We start from the raw sequence: 15,050 nt of genomic DNA, 5'->3' as shown, positions 1-15,050 counted from the left end.
TGCCGGCGGATGAATCCGGTCGAGGCCGCCATCAGCCTCGGCCCGCGTTGAGCGGCATCTCCTCCTCAGCTAGCCTGCGCAAGCGAGGGGGCGCGTTCCGGAAGGGTGGCAGAGCGGCTGAATGCACCGGTCTTGAAAACCGGCAATGGGTGACCATTCGTGGGTTCGAATCCCACCCCTTCCGCCAGATATCGGGCGCATCTCGTGGTTGTTGGGCGTCTCTGCATCGCAGTCGGGGCCGGTCCGGAGCATGCAAAAGGGGCTGCGATTGCTCGCAACCCCTTGCTTGTACCTGGCGCTCCCTGAGCGATTCGAACGCCCGACCTTCTGATTCGTAGTCAGATGCTCTATCCAGCTGAGCTAAGGGAGCGGGGAGAGGGCGCTTCGGCGTCGGAGGCGGCCGGAAGCGGGTGAATGCTAACGTTGTCGAGGAAAAACTTCCACCCCGGGATGTCGGGCGTGAACATCTCGGGAAAGCGCTGGTAGAGCCAGCCGGAGAAACGTATGCGCCCCTCCTTGTCGATGCGCAGGAAGGCGGCGGGGTTGTCGGTGGCGGGGTCGTCGAACATCCGTCCGTCGCTGTGGATGCGCAACCCACCGGCCAGCCCGAGCAGCCGGATGGAGAGCCCCTCAAGCTCCACCGCTCCACCCATCGGAATACGCAGGCGGTGTTGTCTGGCGGTGGCGCTGGAGAGCAGCCGCAGCGTGATCTCCCCCGAATGCGCCGCCGCCCATGCCGGCGGAGTGGCATCGCGGGTTCCGCGGTGGGGATCGGACGGCGGGCTCAGCGGCAGTTGCCATTGGATCGGCTGCGGGGCCTCCTGGTCGCATCCGGGGAGGAGCGACAGCAGAAGCGGCAGCAGCGCAAACATGATCCTCGGCCGCATGGGGAAAGGCTATCGCGCTCTTGTCGGTGGCGCATGGGTTCCGCCGCCGAGAATCTCCGCGTAGCGTTGGTTGGTCCAGAAGACGAAGGCGAGGATTTCGGCCACCGCGTCATGGACCGCATCCGGGATCTGCGCGCCGACATCGAGCAGCGAGAGAACCTGCAGCAGATCCTCGTCGTGGTGGATCGGGATGTCGTGCTCGGCGGCCAACTTCAGGATCCGTTCCGCTTCCGCGCCGCGCCCGCTGGCCGATACATAGGGGAGCGCATCGATCAGCGGGTTCCAGTTGAGCGCCACCGCCGCCGGTTGACGATAGCGCGTGTTCCTCGTCCGCTCACGCCGCTTCGTCGTCATGCCTCGATGTCCAGCATGCCGCGGGTTGCTGGCACCATCTGCACCATGCGGGCGAACTGTTCGGCCCGGGCGGGCTCCGGAGGTCGGGAGGTGGTGGTGAGCTGCACCCGATCGAATCCCGCGGTGTGCAGCCGCTCCTGCAACCGGTCGATATGGTCGGCGACGAAGCGCTCGGCGGCCTCCTGTTCCAGATGGATGCGTGCACTCACCAGCGTCGGAGCGATGGCCGCATCGATGCGGATCGCCCCCAGGGCGGAGAGATCGAGTGCGATCAGCACCCGCAGCGGACGCGCGTCGCCTTCCCGCCGGCCATCCTGCCCTGGCTCTGTCGCCCCTTCGTCGACCAGCGCCATCTGCACCGTGACCAGCTGTTGCCATGCAGCGAGGGGGAACTCCACCCGCACCGGCTGGTGGTGGAGGGTGGAGAGCAGCGCGTGGAGCTGGCTGCCCTCGATCCGCTGCACTCCTTGGGCCGCCTCCTGGCGTACCGCGTTTGCGCCGGTGGTCGGCCCCGGTGCTCCCTTCCTCCGGTCGGGTTCTGCGGTCTGCGCACGCTCTGCCTCGGGGCGCGGCGGTTTTCCGGCCTCGTCGGGACGTGTAGTACCGCGTTGCACGCCATCGGCCGGGGATGGCGGAGCGTGGTCGGCCATCAGTCGCAGCAGGATCGCCTTCAGATCCTCATCCGGCAGAGGGGAAGGGATGGCGCCGGTCGTCCCCGGCGCGTGTGCGAGCTGCAGCAACTTCCGCTCCAGGGCGTGGCCCGCGTGGTCGATGATCTCCGCCAGCCGTGCCCCGGTCAGCGGCCGGTCCGCATCGACCCGTGCCCGCTCCAGCCAGCGGTCGAGCTGCTGAAGGAGCCTCTCCCGCCGGTCCCCCCCCTGGATCTCCTCCGGCACCGCTCGGCGCTCCCTCTTCAAGACGGGGGCTTGTTCGTCGACTCCTGCCTCCTCCGCGTTGCTGCGCATGTGCAGCAGGCGGGTGAGGGTTTCGGCGATGGGGGGAGGCCGGTCGGCCGAGCGGGCGCGGAGCAGCCGCTGCGCGATGCCGTCGAGCGCCGGGAGGAGGCGTACCGCCTCCAGTCGGCCGCTTGGCTGATCCTGCGAAGCCGTCTTCGTCGGATCGGTGGAGGAGGATGCGTTGCGCAGCATCAGCCCGTCACCGGCGTGGATGCGCCCGGCCAGTCGGGGGGGCGGCGCGGGGGCGAGAAAGCGGCGTGCGCCCATGCGCAGTTGCATGCCCTCCTCCCCCCTCTGTCCGACCGCTTCGACCTGGAGCAGCGCCGTCTCCCCTTCGGGGATGGCGGCGAGCAGCGCCTGGATCGGCTCCGCCCTGGCGGAGGCGGCGGTTCCGCCGGTGCCGGAGAGGGTGGGGGACGGCGTCGGCTGGGGCGTTCCCGCCAGGAACAGGTGCGCCCGCCCGTCTGCTTCGATCTGCAGCGCCACCCGCATGCCGGTGCGGGCGCCGGGCATGGCGGAGGTGGTGATGCGCAGCGGCCCGCTCGGGTATCGGTCGACCCCATCCTGCCGTCGCCAGGGGGCGAGCAGCAGCTCCATGGTCGATCCATCGCGTGCGCCGACCCTCCCCTCCAGCACCATGCCGGTGGGGAGGAGCGGTGCACGCCCTGGGGGGGAGGAGGGAGTCGGACCCTTTTCGCCGGGGCGGCCGCGCCCGCCGGTCGCCGGCTGGAGGTCGAGCAGCCGGACGACGATGCCCTCGCCTGCCGCCGTGCCGGATGGGGGTGGCTGGACACCGGAGGGGGATGTGGGTTGCGGCGGCTGTGCCGCCGGCGCATCGTAAGCCCTGCTCCAGTGGAGTGCGCCGTCGCCGCCGCGAAACAGGGTGATGCGTGTGCCCTGCCGCAGGGAGGGGGGCAGCCCCTCGACCATCACGGTGCGCCGGCCGTCGCTCAGGAGGACCAGATCCCGGTCGCGCCGGGCCACCTGCATGGTCACCCGCGCGCCGGGGGCGAGTTTGAGTTGGTTTCCGCCGACGATGCGCAGCGCGTTCGCCGGGGTGGCCGCCACCGGTGCGCCAGGTCCGCCTGGGAGGCCGGGCTTCACGGCAGTGGGGGCCGCCGCGTTGCGGTCAGCCGATCAGCTCGGCGCTCCACCGCGCCAGACGGATCAGATCCTCCTCCTCGACCATTTCGGTGGTGGCGACGAGCAGCGCCCGCCGATCGGCCTCGGGACAGAGCCGCTCCAGCGGGATGCCGGCGAAGATCCCCTCCGATTCGGCCCGGGAGCAGAGCGCATCCCGAATCTTCTGATCGGGGAAGGTGAGTACCGTCTCGTGAAAGTGTACCCCCGGCGCCCGCTCCACGGCGGGAGGCAGCAGCTCCAGCAGCCGCTGGAGCGCCGCGGCCGACTTGATCGCCACCCGCCGCAGGCCGTCGGCGCCGAGCAGGGTGCAGTGGACCGTCACGGCCAGCGCCATCAACCCCTGGTTGGAGCAGATGTTGGAGGTGGCCCGTTCGCGGCGGATGTGCTGCTCGCGGGTGGAGAGGGTGAGCACGAAGCCGCGCCTGCCGTCGGCGTCGACCGTCGCACCGCACAGGCGGCCGGGCATCTGGCGCAGGTAGCGCGCCTTGCAGGCGAACAGCCCGATGTGCGGCCCGCCGTAGCTCATCGGGATGCCCAGTGCTTGCCCGGAGCCGACGGCGATGTCCGCCCCCATCGCTCCCGGCGGGTCGAGCAGAGCAAAGGCGGTGGCGTCGGAGAAGGCGACGACGAGCAGCGCCTTGTGGCGGTCGCAGGCGGCGCGCAGCGGTTCGAGGCGATGCACCGCGCCGAAGAAGTCGGGGGTCTGCACCACCACTGCGGCGGTGGTGTCGTCGACGGCCTCGGCCAGTTGCTCGATGTCGGTCTGGTAGCCGGGGCAGGGAATGGTGACCAGTGGGGCCTCCTGCTGCCGCAGGTAGGTGCGGCAGACCGCACGGTAGCGCGGGTTGACCGATTCGGCGACCACCACCCGCCGCCTGCGGGTCACCCGCTGCGCCATCAGCGCCGCCTCGGCGACGGCGGTGGCGGCGTCGTACATCGAGGCGTTGGCCACCTCCATCCCCAGCAGGCGGGCGACGATGGTCTGGAACTCGAACAGCGCCTGCAGCGTGCCCTGGCTGATCTCCGGCTGGTAGGGGGTGTAGGCGGTGAGGAACTCGCCCCGTCCGAGGATGTAATCGACCGCCGCCGGGATGAAGTGGTGGTAGGTGCCGCCGCCCAGCAGGCAGCGGTGGCTTGCGGCATGCAGGTTGCGGGCCGATGCGGCCTGGAACTTGCGCCGGATGGCGCACTCCGAGGCGGCCGGCGGCAGATCGAGGCTGCCCGGCGGCAGGTGGTAGCGGGCGGGGATGTCGGCAAACAGCTCGGCGATCGAGCCCGCGCCGATGCGCTCGAGCATCGCCCGGCGGTCGGCCGCGCTGTTGGGCAGGAAGCGCACCGCGCTACTCCTGTAGGAAGGTGGCGTAGGCCTCGGCGTCGAGCAGTTCGACCCGCTCCCCCTCGATGCGGATCCTGGCGATCCACCCCCGGCCGTAGCAGTCGGTGTTGACCAGTTCCGGATGCTGCTCCAGCTCCTCGTTGACCTCGATCACCTCGCCGGAGACCGGGGCGTAGACATCGGAGACCGCCTTGACCGATTCGACCACGGCGAAGGGTTGGCCGGCCTCGGTGGTGGCGCCTACTTCGGGCAGCTCGACGAAGACCACGTCGCCGAGCGCCTCCTGCGCGTGGTCGGAGATACCGCAGGTGGCAACGCCCTCTGCCTCGCGTATCCATTCGTGCTCCTTGGTGTAGAGCAGGTCGTCGGGGATGGTCATGGTCAGCCTCCTTGTCGGATCGTCTGTTGCCGGGGGGATGCGTTCCCGCCGTCGGAGAACGCCAGCGGAATCTCCAGCCGTCGGGCGACCTCGGCGTAGGCCTCGCTCAGGCCGCCCAGGTCGTGGCGGAAGCGGTCCTTGTCCAGCTTGCGGCCGGTGGCGGCATCCCACAGGCGGCAGCCGTCGGGGGTGATTTCGTCCCCCAGCACGATGGCGCCGTTCAGCCGGCCGAACTCGAGTTTGAAGTCGACCAGCGTGATGCCGACCGGCTCCAGCAGCGCGCGCAGACAGCGGTTGACCTTCCGGGCCATCGCCCGCATCCGCGTGGTCTCCTCCTCGCTGGCCCAGCCGAAGAGCGCGGCGTGCTCACTGTTGATCATCGGGTCGCCCAGCGGGTCGGACTTGTAGAACAGCTCGGTCAGCGGCCGTGCGAGCACCAGCCCCTCCTCCAGGCCGAGGCGCCTGCAGATGGAGCCGGCGGCGATGTTGCGCACCACCACCTCGACCGGGTACATCTCCAGCTCGTGTACGCGCATCGTATCCTCGCCGCAGCGGGCGATCATGTGGTTGGGGATGCCGGCGGCGGCCAGCTGCTCGAAGAAGAAGGTGGAGATGGCGCAGTTGAGCACCCCCTTGCTGGCGATCACCGCATGCTTCTTGCCGTCGAAGGCGGTGGCGTCGTCCTTGAACTGCTGGATCAGCACGCCCGGTTCATCGGTGGCGAACAGCCGCTTACCCTTGCCCTCATACTTCAGTGTGGCGGTCATGGTTGCTTCGTTTCCTGCTGTAATCGTCGTCGAATCCAGCGTCCGATCCCTGCGATCTCCTCCGGGCAGACGCCGTGGTCGATCGGCCAACTGTGCCACGAGACGCGGTAGCCTGCATCCTGCAGCAGGCGGCGGGCGCGGTCGCCCAGGGCGAAGGGGACGATGGTGTCGTGGATGCCGTGGCCGAGGAAGAGCGGGGGAGCCTCCGCATCCGCCTGCTCCACGGCGAAGGGCAGATAGCCGGAGAGGGCGATGATGCCGCCGATGGCATGAGGTTTGCGCAGGCCGCAGCGCAGCGCCACCACCGCCCCCTGCGAGAATCCGGCCAACAGAATCCGGCGGGGTTCGATGCCGCGCATCGCCTCGCGTTCGACCAGCCGGTCGATGGCGTCCGCCGCCCGGTCGATGCCGGCGGCATCCACCTCTGCGGTGAGGTCGCTGCTGCGGATGTCGTACCATGCCGGCATGATGTAGCCGCCGTTGACGGTGACCGGCATCGCCGGTGCATGCGGCAGGACGAAGCGGACGGCGAGATCGGCGAGCTCCAGTTGCCCGATCACCGGTTCGAAGTCGTGGCCGTCGGCGCCCAGGCCGTGGAGCCAGATGACGGCGGCATCGGGTGGATGCGTTCCGGTTTCACACCGGACCGCCGGCAGGATGGGCGGGAAGGGCATGGCCCTGCATGCTGCGCCATGCTCCTTCGTTGGCAATCGGCGATCGGCCGGATGGGGTGGACATCTGCCGACCGTGGTCGATATCATCCGCCCCTCTGCTGCGGAGGGCGATAGGTGCGGTCGTCTGCGCTCCTTCTCCTTCGTTCCAGGATGGCGCTTTAGCTCAGTTGGTTAGAGCAGCGGAATCATAATCCGCGTGTCCGGGGTTCGAGTCCCTGAAGCGCCACCAGATCACATGGCGAAGGGTCAGGGGGGTTGCACGCAACCGCAACCCCTCGTACCCATCCGGATCCCCCCATTCCACCCGAATGCCGCGTCGCAGCCCGCAGGCGTCACCGCTTCAGCAGTGCCCCGAGCAGGCCGGTCGGTTGCTGGCCCGCCGCCACCTGTTTGTCATGGCTGCGCTTGACCACTCCGATGCCCAGCACCGCCAACGCCACGCCCCACATGGTCTGGGCCTGGGCGAGGGCGGAGATGACCGCGGGCGCCCGCTCCGGCCGCCAGACGATGACGTAGACCACGGCGAACCAAGTGATCACCCAGGTGAGGGTGACGGCGTAGCCCAGCGTCGGGCGCCACCGCTTGACATAGGCGTCCTCCTGGGCGTACTCCGCCCGCATCGTCCGGTTGACCTCGGAGAGGCGGGTTTCGTCGTGGCGCAACAGCATCTCGGTCAGCCGCTGCTGTTGCTCCAGTTCGAGCCGGCGCAGCTTGACGGCCGCCTCGGGGTCGCTGTGTATGGCCTCGGCCACCTTGTCGGCCGAGGGCTCCACCCCGAGCGCTCTGGCGATCAGTGCGCCCACGGCCCCTCCGGCGGGGCCGGCGAGCAGGGAGCCGAGCGTCGGGGCGGCGTCGGCGATGATCGATTTGAGATCACTCCACTGCATCTCCACCTCCAGCGCGGCGCAAGCGGTGCCCGACCGCCAGCGTGCAATCGAGCGCACGCATCGCCTGATCGACAATGGAATGCTGATCGTCATCGCTGAGTGCTTCAACGACCAGCGGGGCGCTCAGACTCAGGCGCAGGGCGCCGAGGGCGCCTCCTTGCGGGTGGCTGCCGGCGGGGAAGGGGCGGCCGAGCTGGACGGCGGGGCGGCAATCCAGCTGCAGCATGCGGTGGAGCGCCATCGACTCCTCCAGGGTGAAGGGGGCCTCCGCCCCCCCCGGGATGAAGGCGAGGATGGTGCGATCCCCCCCCGGTGCCGGCAGTTCCGTCAGGAAGGGCTCCCGGCGCAGCCGCCCCCCAAGCCGTGTGTGGAAGTCGGCGATGAAGGCCGAGCGGGCGTCGCGCGGCAACCGCTGCAGCCGCTCCATCACCTCCAGCGCCACCTGCCAGCGCAGCAGCAGCCCGGGATTGTCCACCGGCTCCTCCGTCCGCTCCGCCCCGGGATCGAGCAGCGCGGCGGAGAAGCTCGGCCCGGCGTAGAACTTGGAGCCGGTGATCGCCACCATCGCCCCCTCGGCCAGATAGCGGCGCAGCCGTTCGGTGTCGAAGCGGAACTGGCAGCCGTCGACCAGGAGGTGGACCCGTCCGGGGAAGCGGTTGCGCAGCCCGGCGGCGACCGGGAAGGAGGGGGCGATCAAGCCGCTCTTGGAGCAGTCGACCACCACCAGCAGCAGCGCCGCCCCCTCATCGATCCAGCGCTGTGCGGTTGCGACGACCTCGGCGTCGATCGCCGCAGCATCCCGTGCGGCGCCGTCTGGAAGACGCAGGGTGAAGGTGTGCAGCGGCAGCCGGCCTCCGAGCGAGAGCGCCTCCGGGACGCCGCGGCCGGTCTCCGACGGCTGGGGGAGCAGGATCTGCAGCGGTCGGCTGCTACGGCGGCAGATCCGCTTCGCCGCCAGCCGGTGGGCGAAGGTGCCCGATTCGGTCAGGGTGATGCCGACCTTGTCGTCGAGGCCGCACAGGTCGGCGAGGGTGCGGCGGATCTGCTCCGTCGTCCGCCGCAGCGCCCGCTCCTTTCCTTCGGTGGCATGCAGGCGCGCCAGCCTCTCCCGGAAGGCGGAGGCGATCCGCCATCCGTGGGTATCGATGGTGGTGGCGGTGGAGGAGCCGAAACGGAGCAGCCCCGGCTCGGGGCGGGGGGGGCAGAGGTAGTGGTTGCGGCCGTCGGCGGGGTCGAGGGCCAGCCGGGGATCGCTGCCCCGGACGAGCAGCTCCCCGGTGGAGGGGAAGGGCATCAGGCGGATGCGTGGCGCACGAGCATCTGCTGGAAGGCGGCGAACACCCGGCGCATATGCGGGCGTTTGTAGGGGAAGAGCGCCTCGGGATCCATGTCGTGGACGATGGCGCTGGTATCCACCTCGAAGATCAGCAGCCGGCCGTCGCGACACTCGGCGCAATCGATCACCAGATACTCCAGCTGCAGCCGCCGCGCGACGGCGGCGAGCGCCTTGCCGTGGCGCGCCCCGAAGTCGCGGTCGAAACGGGCCATGGCGCGCGCCTCCTCCTCCCGCTTGTCGGGGTCTCCGGTCATGTCGGCGTTGAGGTAGTGGACCAGCCAATGGTCGGAGATGGCGAGGTGGCAGAGGAAGGGGGCGCCGTCGATCAGCGCGATGCGGTACTTGCGGTAGCGCCCGTCCGGCGAGGCGTAGTCGATGTAGGGCGCGACATAGAACTCCTCTGCCTGCTGTTGCGCCAGGTAGGCGGTAAGCGCCGCATCCTTGTCGATCCGCGCCAGGCCGTGGCCGGCGTGGGAGGCAACCGGTCGGATGATCACCGGATGCTCTCCCCGAGGCAGCAGCGCTTCGACGGAGGGGGCCGCCTCCAGCTCTGTGCGCGTCATGCGTGTCGCTGCGGGCATGAAGAGCCCATCGATGCCGCGAAGCGCCGCGGCTGCCGCCTCCCGGCTGGTGTGCAGGATCCGATCGGGAGCGTTGATCAGCGGCACCGGGGCGTCGCGCAGCTGCTGCTGAAGGTGCTGCAGCAGCGGTCGGTTGCGGTCCGACTCCCCCACCGCCACGAAGCAGAGGTCGACCCCCTCCCACTGCGGCGGAGGGTCTCCCTCCCGGACGTAGTCGAGCTCCAGGGCGATGGGGGCATCGGCGAGGAGGAACTCGATCGGGGTGTTGTCCATCAGGTCGCCGATGGCCATCAGGGCGAGCAGCCGCACCCCGGGGTGGGGCGGGTTGCGCTCCAGGGTGTAGCGCCGACGGAGCGACAGCGCCCGGTTCTGCAGTTCCAGGGCCTGCTCGCGCTGGTGGGCGAGCAGCATGATGGTGGCGAGATCCATGTAGGCGGCCGCGTCGTCGGGGCGGGCGAGGATGCGCTCGTGGAGGGTGCGGGCGGTGGGGGTGAGGTCGCCGCCATGGAAGGCGTGGCGGGTGAGGGGGGCCAGGCCGATCAGCGGTCGTTGTGCGGGATGCTCCACGAATCTCCCCCCTTGCGGCAGTCGGCGACCGCCTTGCGTGTCGCCTCGATCAACCGGTCGATCTCATCCGGCCCGGTCCGGTGGTTGACGATGGCGGCACGGATGGTCGCGCGCCCGTCGAGCAAGGTCAAAGAGGGTGCGGCCAGGCCGGAGCGGTGGATGTGGCGCACCACGGCACGGGTGGTCCGGTCGTCGGCGCCGCGTGGGCGGAAGCAGACGATGTTGAGCGCCACCGGGGCGGTGCGCTCCAGCCAGGGTTCCTCGTCGATGCGTTTAGCGAGCAGGTCGGCCAGCGCGCAGCAGTGCTCGATCATCGCCCCCAGGCGCTCGGGGCCGAAGGCGGAGAGGGTGAACCAGATCTTCAGCGCCCGGAAGGGGCGCGAAAGCTCGAAGCCCTGGTCGCATGGCCACGGGAAGCCGGCGGCGAGCCCATCCTCCTCGCGCAGCAGGTAGGCGTCGTCGGTGGCGAAGGCTTCGGTCAGCAGCGACTCCGAGCGCAGTAGGGCCAGTCCGGCGTCGTAGGGCACCTGCAGCCACTTGTGGAAGTCCATGGCCAGGGAGTCGGCCCGCTCGATGCCGCGCAGCCGTGCGGCGAGCCGCCGGGAGAAGGCGATCGCCCCGCCCAGTGCGGCGTCGACGTGCAGCCAGAGCCCTTCCCGCCGTGCGATCTCCGCCAGCCCCTGTAGATCGTCGATCGCACCGCTGTTGACCGTGCCGGCATTGCCGACGACCAGCCAGGGATGCCGCCCCCGGCGGCGGTCGGCGGTGATGGCGGTGCGCAGCCGGTCGAGGTCGATCTGGTAGCGGTCGTTCACCGCCACCCGGCAGAGCGCCTCCCGGCCGATGCCGGTCAGCGCCAGCGCGCGGCCGATGCAGCCGTGGCACTCGCGCGAGGCGTAGACCACCGGCCGTTCGGGGATGGAGGCGCATCTGGCCGTGTGGATCGCGATGATGGTGGCCGCGGAGGTGCCGGAGGTGAGGATGCCGCCGGCCTGCTCCGGCAGGCCGAATCGGCGCCGCATCCAGCGGATCACCTGACGTTCGACCAGCAGCGGGATCTGATTGCGCCCCCCGCAGTTGGCGTTGAGTCCGGCGGCGAGCATCTCGGCGACCATCCCCACCGGTGTGCCTCCGCCGTGGACCCAGCCCATGAAGCCGGGGTGGACGTTGCCCGCCGCGTAGGGGAGGATCTGTTCCATGAAACGCCGGTAGAGCCGTTCGAGCGGCTCCCCTTCCGGCGGCGGCTCGTCGTCCATGAAACGGGTACGAAGCCCGGAGGGGGCCGGCTGCCACACCGGTCGGCTGCGGATCTCCTGCTGATAGTCGAGGATCCCGTCCAGCATGGCGTGGGCCTGGGCGCGGAAGGACGGCCACTCCTCGGGGTCGAGGCTCACGGTGCCGCCCTTGTCGGGTCGGATGGTGGTGTCGGCCGGCGGTGGTCGGCTCGGGTGGAGGCGGTGTGCCGGTGGAACATCGGCGGCGGATGCTGCCGGCTGGCGGCGCTGTTGTCGCCCCGCGCCCGCCGCTCCTGCAGGCCGTGCCGGAGCAGGCCTGGGTGCTCCCTTGCGGGAGGGGGGTCAGGCCGCCATGGCGACCCGGGCGGATTCGGGCTCGCCGGCGCGACGGGCGGAGCCGACCGGCCGTTCCTGTCGGGCCTTGAGTTCGGTCCAGGCGCTGCGCAGCTCGTTCACCAGGGCGATCACCTCGTCGTAGATCGCCGGATCGTTGCTTCCCTGCGCGGCGAGCAGCCGGCGGGTGATGTAGAGGTAGAGTGATCCGAGGTTGGCGGCGATGGTTCCACCGGCGTCGTAGTCGAGGCCGTTCATCAGTTCGGTGACCGCCGCCAGCGCATGCTGGACATGGCCCGCCTCCGCCGCGTAATCCTTCTGCTGTTGGGCGATGCGCGCCCGGTGGGTGGCGCTGGAGAGCACCTCGTAGGCGAGCAGGACCAGCTCCAGCGGCGAAGATGTGTGGACCTGACGGCCCCGGTAGGCTTGGTGTCCGGTCATGTGCGGCTCCTCCGGTTTCGGCTTGGTGGATGCGGCCACGGCTGATCGTGTGTCCGCCATGCAGGCTTCCTCGTGAAGCCCCCGGGAATGATTCATCGGCGGATGGCGGGGAAACTGAAGCCCGCCGGCCGGCTCACCCTTCGGTCGCGGCAGCGAGCATCCTGCGCCCGCGCTCCAGCCGGGCGATGCCGCGCGCGAGGTTGTCGATGTCGTCGCGCGTGCGCGCTGCGGCCTCGCGCAACAGGCGCACCATGCGGCGGTGTTCGATCGCGATGTGGCGCAGCTCCTCCGGCGGGATCCCTTCGGGGGTCAGCCGCGCCACCTCCGCCCCGTACTCGGCGGCCAGCCGTTCCGCCGCATCCCAGCGCCGGTGGCGCAGCGTATCCAGCAGTTGCTCCTGCAGTGCGGTGCACCCTGCCGCGGTCGCGGCCGCGCCCTCCTGCCGGTGCGTCACTTCTTCGCCTGCTGGGCGTTGGCCAGCGAGGTGAGGAAGTCGCCGGTCTTCTGCAACTGGGCCAGCAGGTTTTGCATCTGGTTGAACGACTTGGTCAGGGTCTCGCGCTTGAGATCCATCTGACGCTGCAGGGCGTCGATCTGGGCGGTCAGGCTGTCGTAATCGCTTTGTAGCGAGGCGACGTCCGATGCGATCAGACCGGTGTAGCTGTTGGTGTAGGTGTCGATCAAGCCGTCGTAGGCGGCCCCCACACCGACGCCCAGCGTGATCGAGCCGACCACCCCGGTCGCCGTGCCGGTGTAGAGGATCGACATGCCGTCGACGTTGCCGCTGGTTCCGGTCAACATCTGGCCCGAGCCGTTCGCGCTCGCGCCCCCGATGGTGCCGGCGACATCCTGCCCGGCGATGGTGGTGATGGTGCCCGGTGCGCCCACCAGCAGGTTGCTGACGTCGCTTACCGACAGCCCGGATTGCGGGCCATAGCTGGAGGCGGAGATCTTGAGCTTGCCGGTGCCGTCGTTCGAGGCGGTCACGCTCATCGGGTAGCGCCCCTCGGTGGTGCCGGTGCCGGTGTCGGTGCCGAAGCTGAGGCTGCCGCCGCCGGCGTTGTCGGAGGTGAGCGAGACCCGTAGCTGGCTGTCGCCGCTGCTGGCATCGGTCACCTGGATGTGGCCGCTGCTGTCGATGGTGGCGACCACCTTCTGGTCGAAGGCGACCTGAATGGCACTGAGCAGTTCCGATAGAGTGTCCCGGGCCGGGTCGAGCACGGTGAAGCTGCTGTTGATCGACGCACCGGTGCGGCTGGTGCCGGAGATGGTGATGACGTCGCCCGCCGCCACACCGACGCCGAGGTCGCTGAAGGTGTTGGCGCTGGTGGCCGGGCTGCCGCCGGCGGTCAGCGCCGTGCTGAAGACGCGGGTTTCGGTGATGCTGCGGGCGAACTCGCTGTTGAGTGCGCTGACGATGGTGTCGATCGAGCTGCCGTCGGCGGCGTTGGCCGCCGAGAGGCCGTCGCCGGTCCCCTGGGAGCCGCTGCCGTTGAAGTAGACGGTGGTGGTGTGGGCGCCGTCGGAGATGGTGAGGGAGTCGGTATTGCCCGCACCGATCCCGGAGGTGAGATTGATCGATCCGGTGCGGCTCTCCTGCACCGCCGCCTGGGTGATGTTGACGTCGTAGGTGCCCGACGGCGTATTGAATCCGGTGGCGAGGAACTGCAGCGCGTTGTTGGTGCTGGTGCCGCTGGCCACGAAGACGTCGCGGATGGCGTCGGGGCTGTTGTTGAGGAAGTTGTCGAACAGGGTGTGGTTGATCGACAGCACCCCCTGTGCGTCGGGCTCGATGCCGATCGCCGCCAGGGAGTTGCGGTCGCTGGCCAGGCCGGGAACGGTCTGCAGCAGGCTCCCGGCCAGTTGGCTCTGGATGGTGCCGAGCAAGGGATCGTCGGCCAGGATCCCGTTGGAGTTGGTGTTGGGATCGAACTTGTACTGGTCGTTGATGAAGCCCATCACCGTGTTGTAGGCGTCGACGAAGGCCTGGACGTTCGATTGCAGCGCGCTGGTGTCGACGTTGATGTCCAGGGTCAGGGTGGTGGAGGGATCGGCCTGCTTGAGGTTGAAGGTGACACCGGAGATGATGTCGTCGATCGTGTTGCTGCTGCGGGTGATGGAGAGCCCGTCCACCGTCAGTTCGGCGTCGGCGGCGAGTGAGGCGGCGGTCTGGCTGCCGGCAGTGAGGTTGAGGCCGGAGAGTACCCCGCCGGTGCCGGCGGCCAGGGTGATGGTGGTCGCCGGGGTGGTGGCGGTGGCGTCCCCCTGCAGGGCGAGGCGGTAGTCCGATGCGTTGATGCGGACGACCGACGCCTTGACGCCGATGCCCAGGCCGTTGATGGTGCTGGCGATGGTGGAGAGCGAGTCGGCGGCGTTCACCGTTACCGCGGTGCCGTTGATGGTGAACGAGCCGGAGAGGTTGAGCGCCGCCGTGTCGCTGCTCACCGCCAGGCCGGTGGCGGCGTCCTTGACCGCCGCATCGGAGGCGACCGCCCCCAGGTTGAGCCCGGCCAGCGCCCCGCCGCTGTTGAGCGCGGCGCCGGAGAGGGTGAAGCCGGTGCTGCCGGTGCTGTCGGCGGTCAATACCAGGCGGTAGTCGCTCGAGGTGGTCTTGACCACGGCGGCGGAGACCCCGGTGGCCGAAGCGCCGGTGTTGGCCTGGTTGATCTTGTCGGCGATGTCCTGCAGCGAGTCGGTGGCGGCGACGCTGATCGTGGTGCCGTTGATCTGGAAGGTGCTGGCGGTGTAGTTGAGGGCGACGTTGGGATCGGTGATCGCCGCCCCCGTACCGTCGGTCACCGCCGCGCTGGAGGAGATGCGCAGCGCCGAGGCGACGCGGTTGACCACCACCGTGTGGGAGCCGGCGGAGACGGCGTCGGTGCCGCTGACGTCGAGCAGGTTGCTTGCCGGTACCGAGGCGTTGTTGCTGGAGAGGGTGGCGGCGTAGGAGAAGAAGCTGGCGCTGTCGGCCATGGCCATGGCCGTGGAGCGGAGCGTCTGCAGATCGCTGCTGAACTGGTTGAGCAGATCCTGCCGCGCGGTGATGTCGTCCTGCTTCTTCTTGAGCTGGTCGATCTCGTTCTGCTGGACCGACAGGATGCCGTCGACGGCCGTGGCGACGTCGAAACCGGCGATCTGCGTCGATACGATCGACGATATCCCCGTCGTCGCCAC

Annotated in this window: 14 protein-coding genes and 3 tRNA genes; 2 read left to right on the top strand and 15 right to left on the bottom strand. The window is 69.7% G+C overall.

What is annotated here, in order from left to right:
- Positions 1-99 precede the first annotated feature (99 nt).
- Positions 100-187: transfer RNA gene (locus D6682_04850), tRNA-Ser, on the top strand.
- Between the two features lie 106 nt (positions 188-293).
- Here the strand turns inward: D6682_04850 and D6682_04845 are convergent.
- The 8 genes from D6682_04845 to D6682_04810 form a co-directional block, all read right to left on the bottom strand.
- Positions 294-370, bottom strand: a tRNA-Arg gene (locus D6682_04845).
- Positions 348-887: a DUF2155 domain-containing protein gene (locus D6682_04840; GenBank protein RMH51345.1), complete on the bottom strand. Its 540-nt coding sequence runs from the start codon at positions 885-887 to the stop codon at positions 348-350. Before D6682_04840 ends, D6682_04845 begins: the two co-directional genes overlap by 23 nt.
- Positions 888-896: 9 nt before the next feature.
- The gene (locus D6682_04835) at positions 897-1,241 is read right to left on the bottom strand and encodes a flagellar biosynthesis protein FlhB (GenBank protein ID RMH51344.1); all 345 of its coding nucleotides are present in this window, start codon (positions 1,239-1,241) and stop codon (positions 897-899) included.
- Entirely contained in the window at positions 1,238-3,265 is a 2,028-nt protein-coding gene (locus D6682_04830; GenBank protein ID RMH51343.1) for a flagellar hook-length control protein FliK, read from the bottom strand. Before D6682_04830 ends, D6682_04835 begins: the two co-directional genes overlap by 4 nt.
- A 61-nt stretch (positions 3,266-3,326) precedes the next feature.
- The gene (locus D6682_04825) at positions 3,327-4,676 is read right to left on the bottom strand and encodes an aminomethyl-transferring glycine dehydrogenase subunit GcvPA (GenBank protein RMH51342.1); all 1,350 of its coding nucleotides are present in this window, start codon (positions 4,674-4,676) and stop codon (positions 3,327-3,329) included.
- 4 nt (positions 4,677-4,680) lie between these two features.
- A complete protein-coding gene (gcvH, locus tag D6682_04820) occupies positions 4,681-5,055 on the bottom strand; it encodes a glycine cleavage system protein GcvH (protein RMH51341.1) in 375 nt (124 codons plus the stop codon).
- A 2-nt stretch (positions 5,056-5,057) separates the two neighbouring features.
- Positions 5,058-5,822: a phosphoribosylaminoimidazolesuccinocarboxamide synthase gene (locus D6682_04815; protein RMH51340.1), complete on the bottom strand. Its 765-nt coding sequence runs from the start codon at positions 5,820-5,822 to the stop codon at positions 5,058-5,060.
- A complete protein-coding gene (locus tag D6682_04810) occupies positions 5,819-6,496 on the bottom strand; it encodes a carboxylesterase (protein ID RMH51339.1) in 678 nt (225 codons plus the stop codon). Before D6682_04810 ends, D6682_04815 begins: the two co-directional genes overlap by 4 nt.
- A 152-nt stretch (positions 6,497-6,648) precedes the next feature.
- Here D6682_04810 and D6682_04805 point away from each other — a divergent pair.
- Positions 6,649-6,725, top strand: a tRNA-Met gene (locus D6682_04805).
- A gap of 103 nt (positions 6,726-6,828) precedes the next feature.
- Here the strand turns inward: D6682_04805 and D6682_04800 are convergent.
- The 7 genes from D6682_04800 to D6682_04770 all read right to left on the bottom strand — a co-directional run bounded on the left by D6682_04800 (position 6,829) and on the right by D6682_04770 (position 15,050).
- Entirely contained in the window at positions 6,829-7,476 is a 648-nt protein-coding gene (locus D6682_04800; GenBank protein RMH51338.1) for a hypothetical protein, read from the bottom strand.
- A complete protein-coding gene (locus D6682_04795; protein RMH51337.1) occupies positions 7,370-8,677 on the bottom strand; it encodes a hypothetical protein in 1,308 nt (435 codons plus the stop codon). Before D6682_04795 ends, D6682_04800 begins: the two co-directional genes overlap by 107 nt.
- On the bottom strand, positions 8,677-9,867 hold the full coding sequence (locus tag D6682_04790; protein RMH51336.1) for a RimK family alpha-L-glutamate ligase: 1,191 nt from the start codon (positions 9,865-9,867) through the stop codon (positions 8,677-8,679). The genes D6682_04795 and D6682_04790 overlap by 1 nt, the downstream gene beginning before the upstream one ends.
- Entirely contained in the window at positions 9,840-11,210 is a 1,371-nt protein-coding gene (locus D6682_04785; protein ID RMH51348.1) for an aminotransferase class V-fold PLP-dependent enzyme, read from the bottom strand. The genes D6682_04790 and D6682_04785 overlap by 28 nt, the downstream gene beginning before the upstream one ends.
- Positions 11,211-11,444: 234 nt before the next feature.
- Positions 11,445-11,972, bottom strand: coding sequence for a flagellar export chaperone FliS (gene fliS / locus D6682_04780; protein RMH51335.1), 528 nt, complete (start codon positions 11,970-11,972; stop codon positions 11,445-11,447).
- 37 nt (positions 11,973-12,009) lie between these two features.
- Entirely contained in the window at positions 12,010-12,330 is a 321-nt protein-coding gene (locus tag D6682_04775) for a hypothetical protein (GenBank protein RMH51334.1), read from the bottom strand.
- Complete coding sequence (locus D6682_04770; GenBank protein ID RMH51333.1) at positions 12,327-15,050, bottom strand: flagellar hook-associated protein; 2,724 nt, start codon at positions 15,048-15,050, stop codon at positions 12,327-12,329. The genes D6682_04775 and D6682_04770 overlap by 4 nt, the downstream gene beginning before the upstream one ends.

It is taken from the genome of Zetaproteobacteria bacterium (assembly GCA_003696765.1).
Classification (GTDB): Bacteria; Pseudomonadota; Zetaproteobacteria; order Mariprofundales; family J009; genus RFFX01.
Note: the sequence above shows the minus strand (reverse complement) of the source record. Positions and strands in the feature narration are given on the sequence as shown.

Bases quoted from the DNA above. Each gene is read 5' to 3' on its own strand.
- D6682_04840 (RMH51345.1), bottom strand. From the start codon at position 887: ATGCGGCCGAGGATCATGTTTGCGCTGCTGCCGCTTCTGCTGTCGCTC.
- D6682_04835 (RMH51344.1), bottom strand. From the start codon at position 1,241: ATGACGACGAAGCGGCGTGAGCGGACGAGGAACACGCGCTATCGTCAA.
- gcvH (RMH51341.1), bottom strand. From the start codon at position 5,055: ATGACCATCCCCGACGACCTGCTCTACACCAAGGAGCACGAATGGATA.
- D6682_04815 (RMH51340.1), bottom strand. From the start codon at position 5,822: ATGACCGCCACACTGAAGTATGAGGGCAAGGGTAAGCGGCTGTTCGCC.
- D6682_04810 (RMH51339.1), bottom strand. From the start codon at position 6,496: ATGCCCTTCCCGCCCATCCTGCCGGCGGTCCGGTGTGAAACCGGAACG.
- D6682_04800 (RMH51338.1), bottom strand. From the start codon at position 7,476: ATGACGATCAGCATTCCATTGTCGATCAGGCGATGCGTGCGCTCGATT.
- D6682_04795 (RMH51337.1), bottom strand. From the start codon at position 8,677: ATGCCCTTCCCCTCCACCGGGGAGCTGCTCGTCCGGGGCAGCGATCCC.
- D6682_04785 (RMH51348.1), bottom strand. From the start codon at position 11,210: ATGCTGGACGGGATCCTCGACTATCAGCAGGAGATCCGCAGCCGACCG.
- fliS (RMH51335.1), bottom strand. From the start codon at position 11,972: ATGAATCATTCCCGGGGGCTTCACGAGGAAGCCTGCATGGCGGACACA.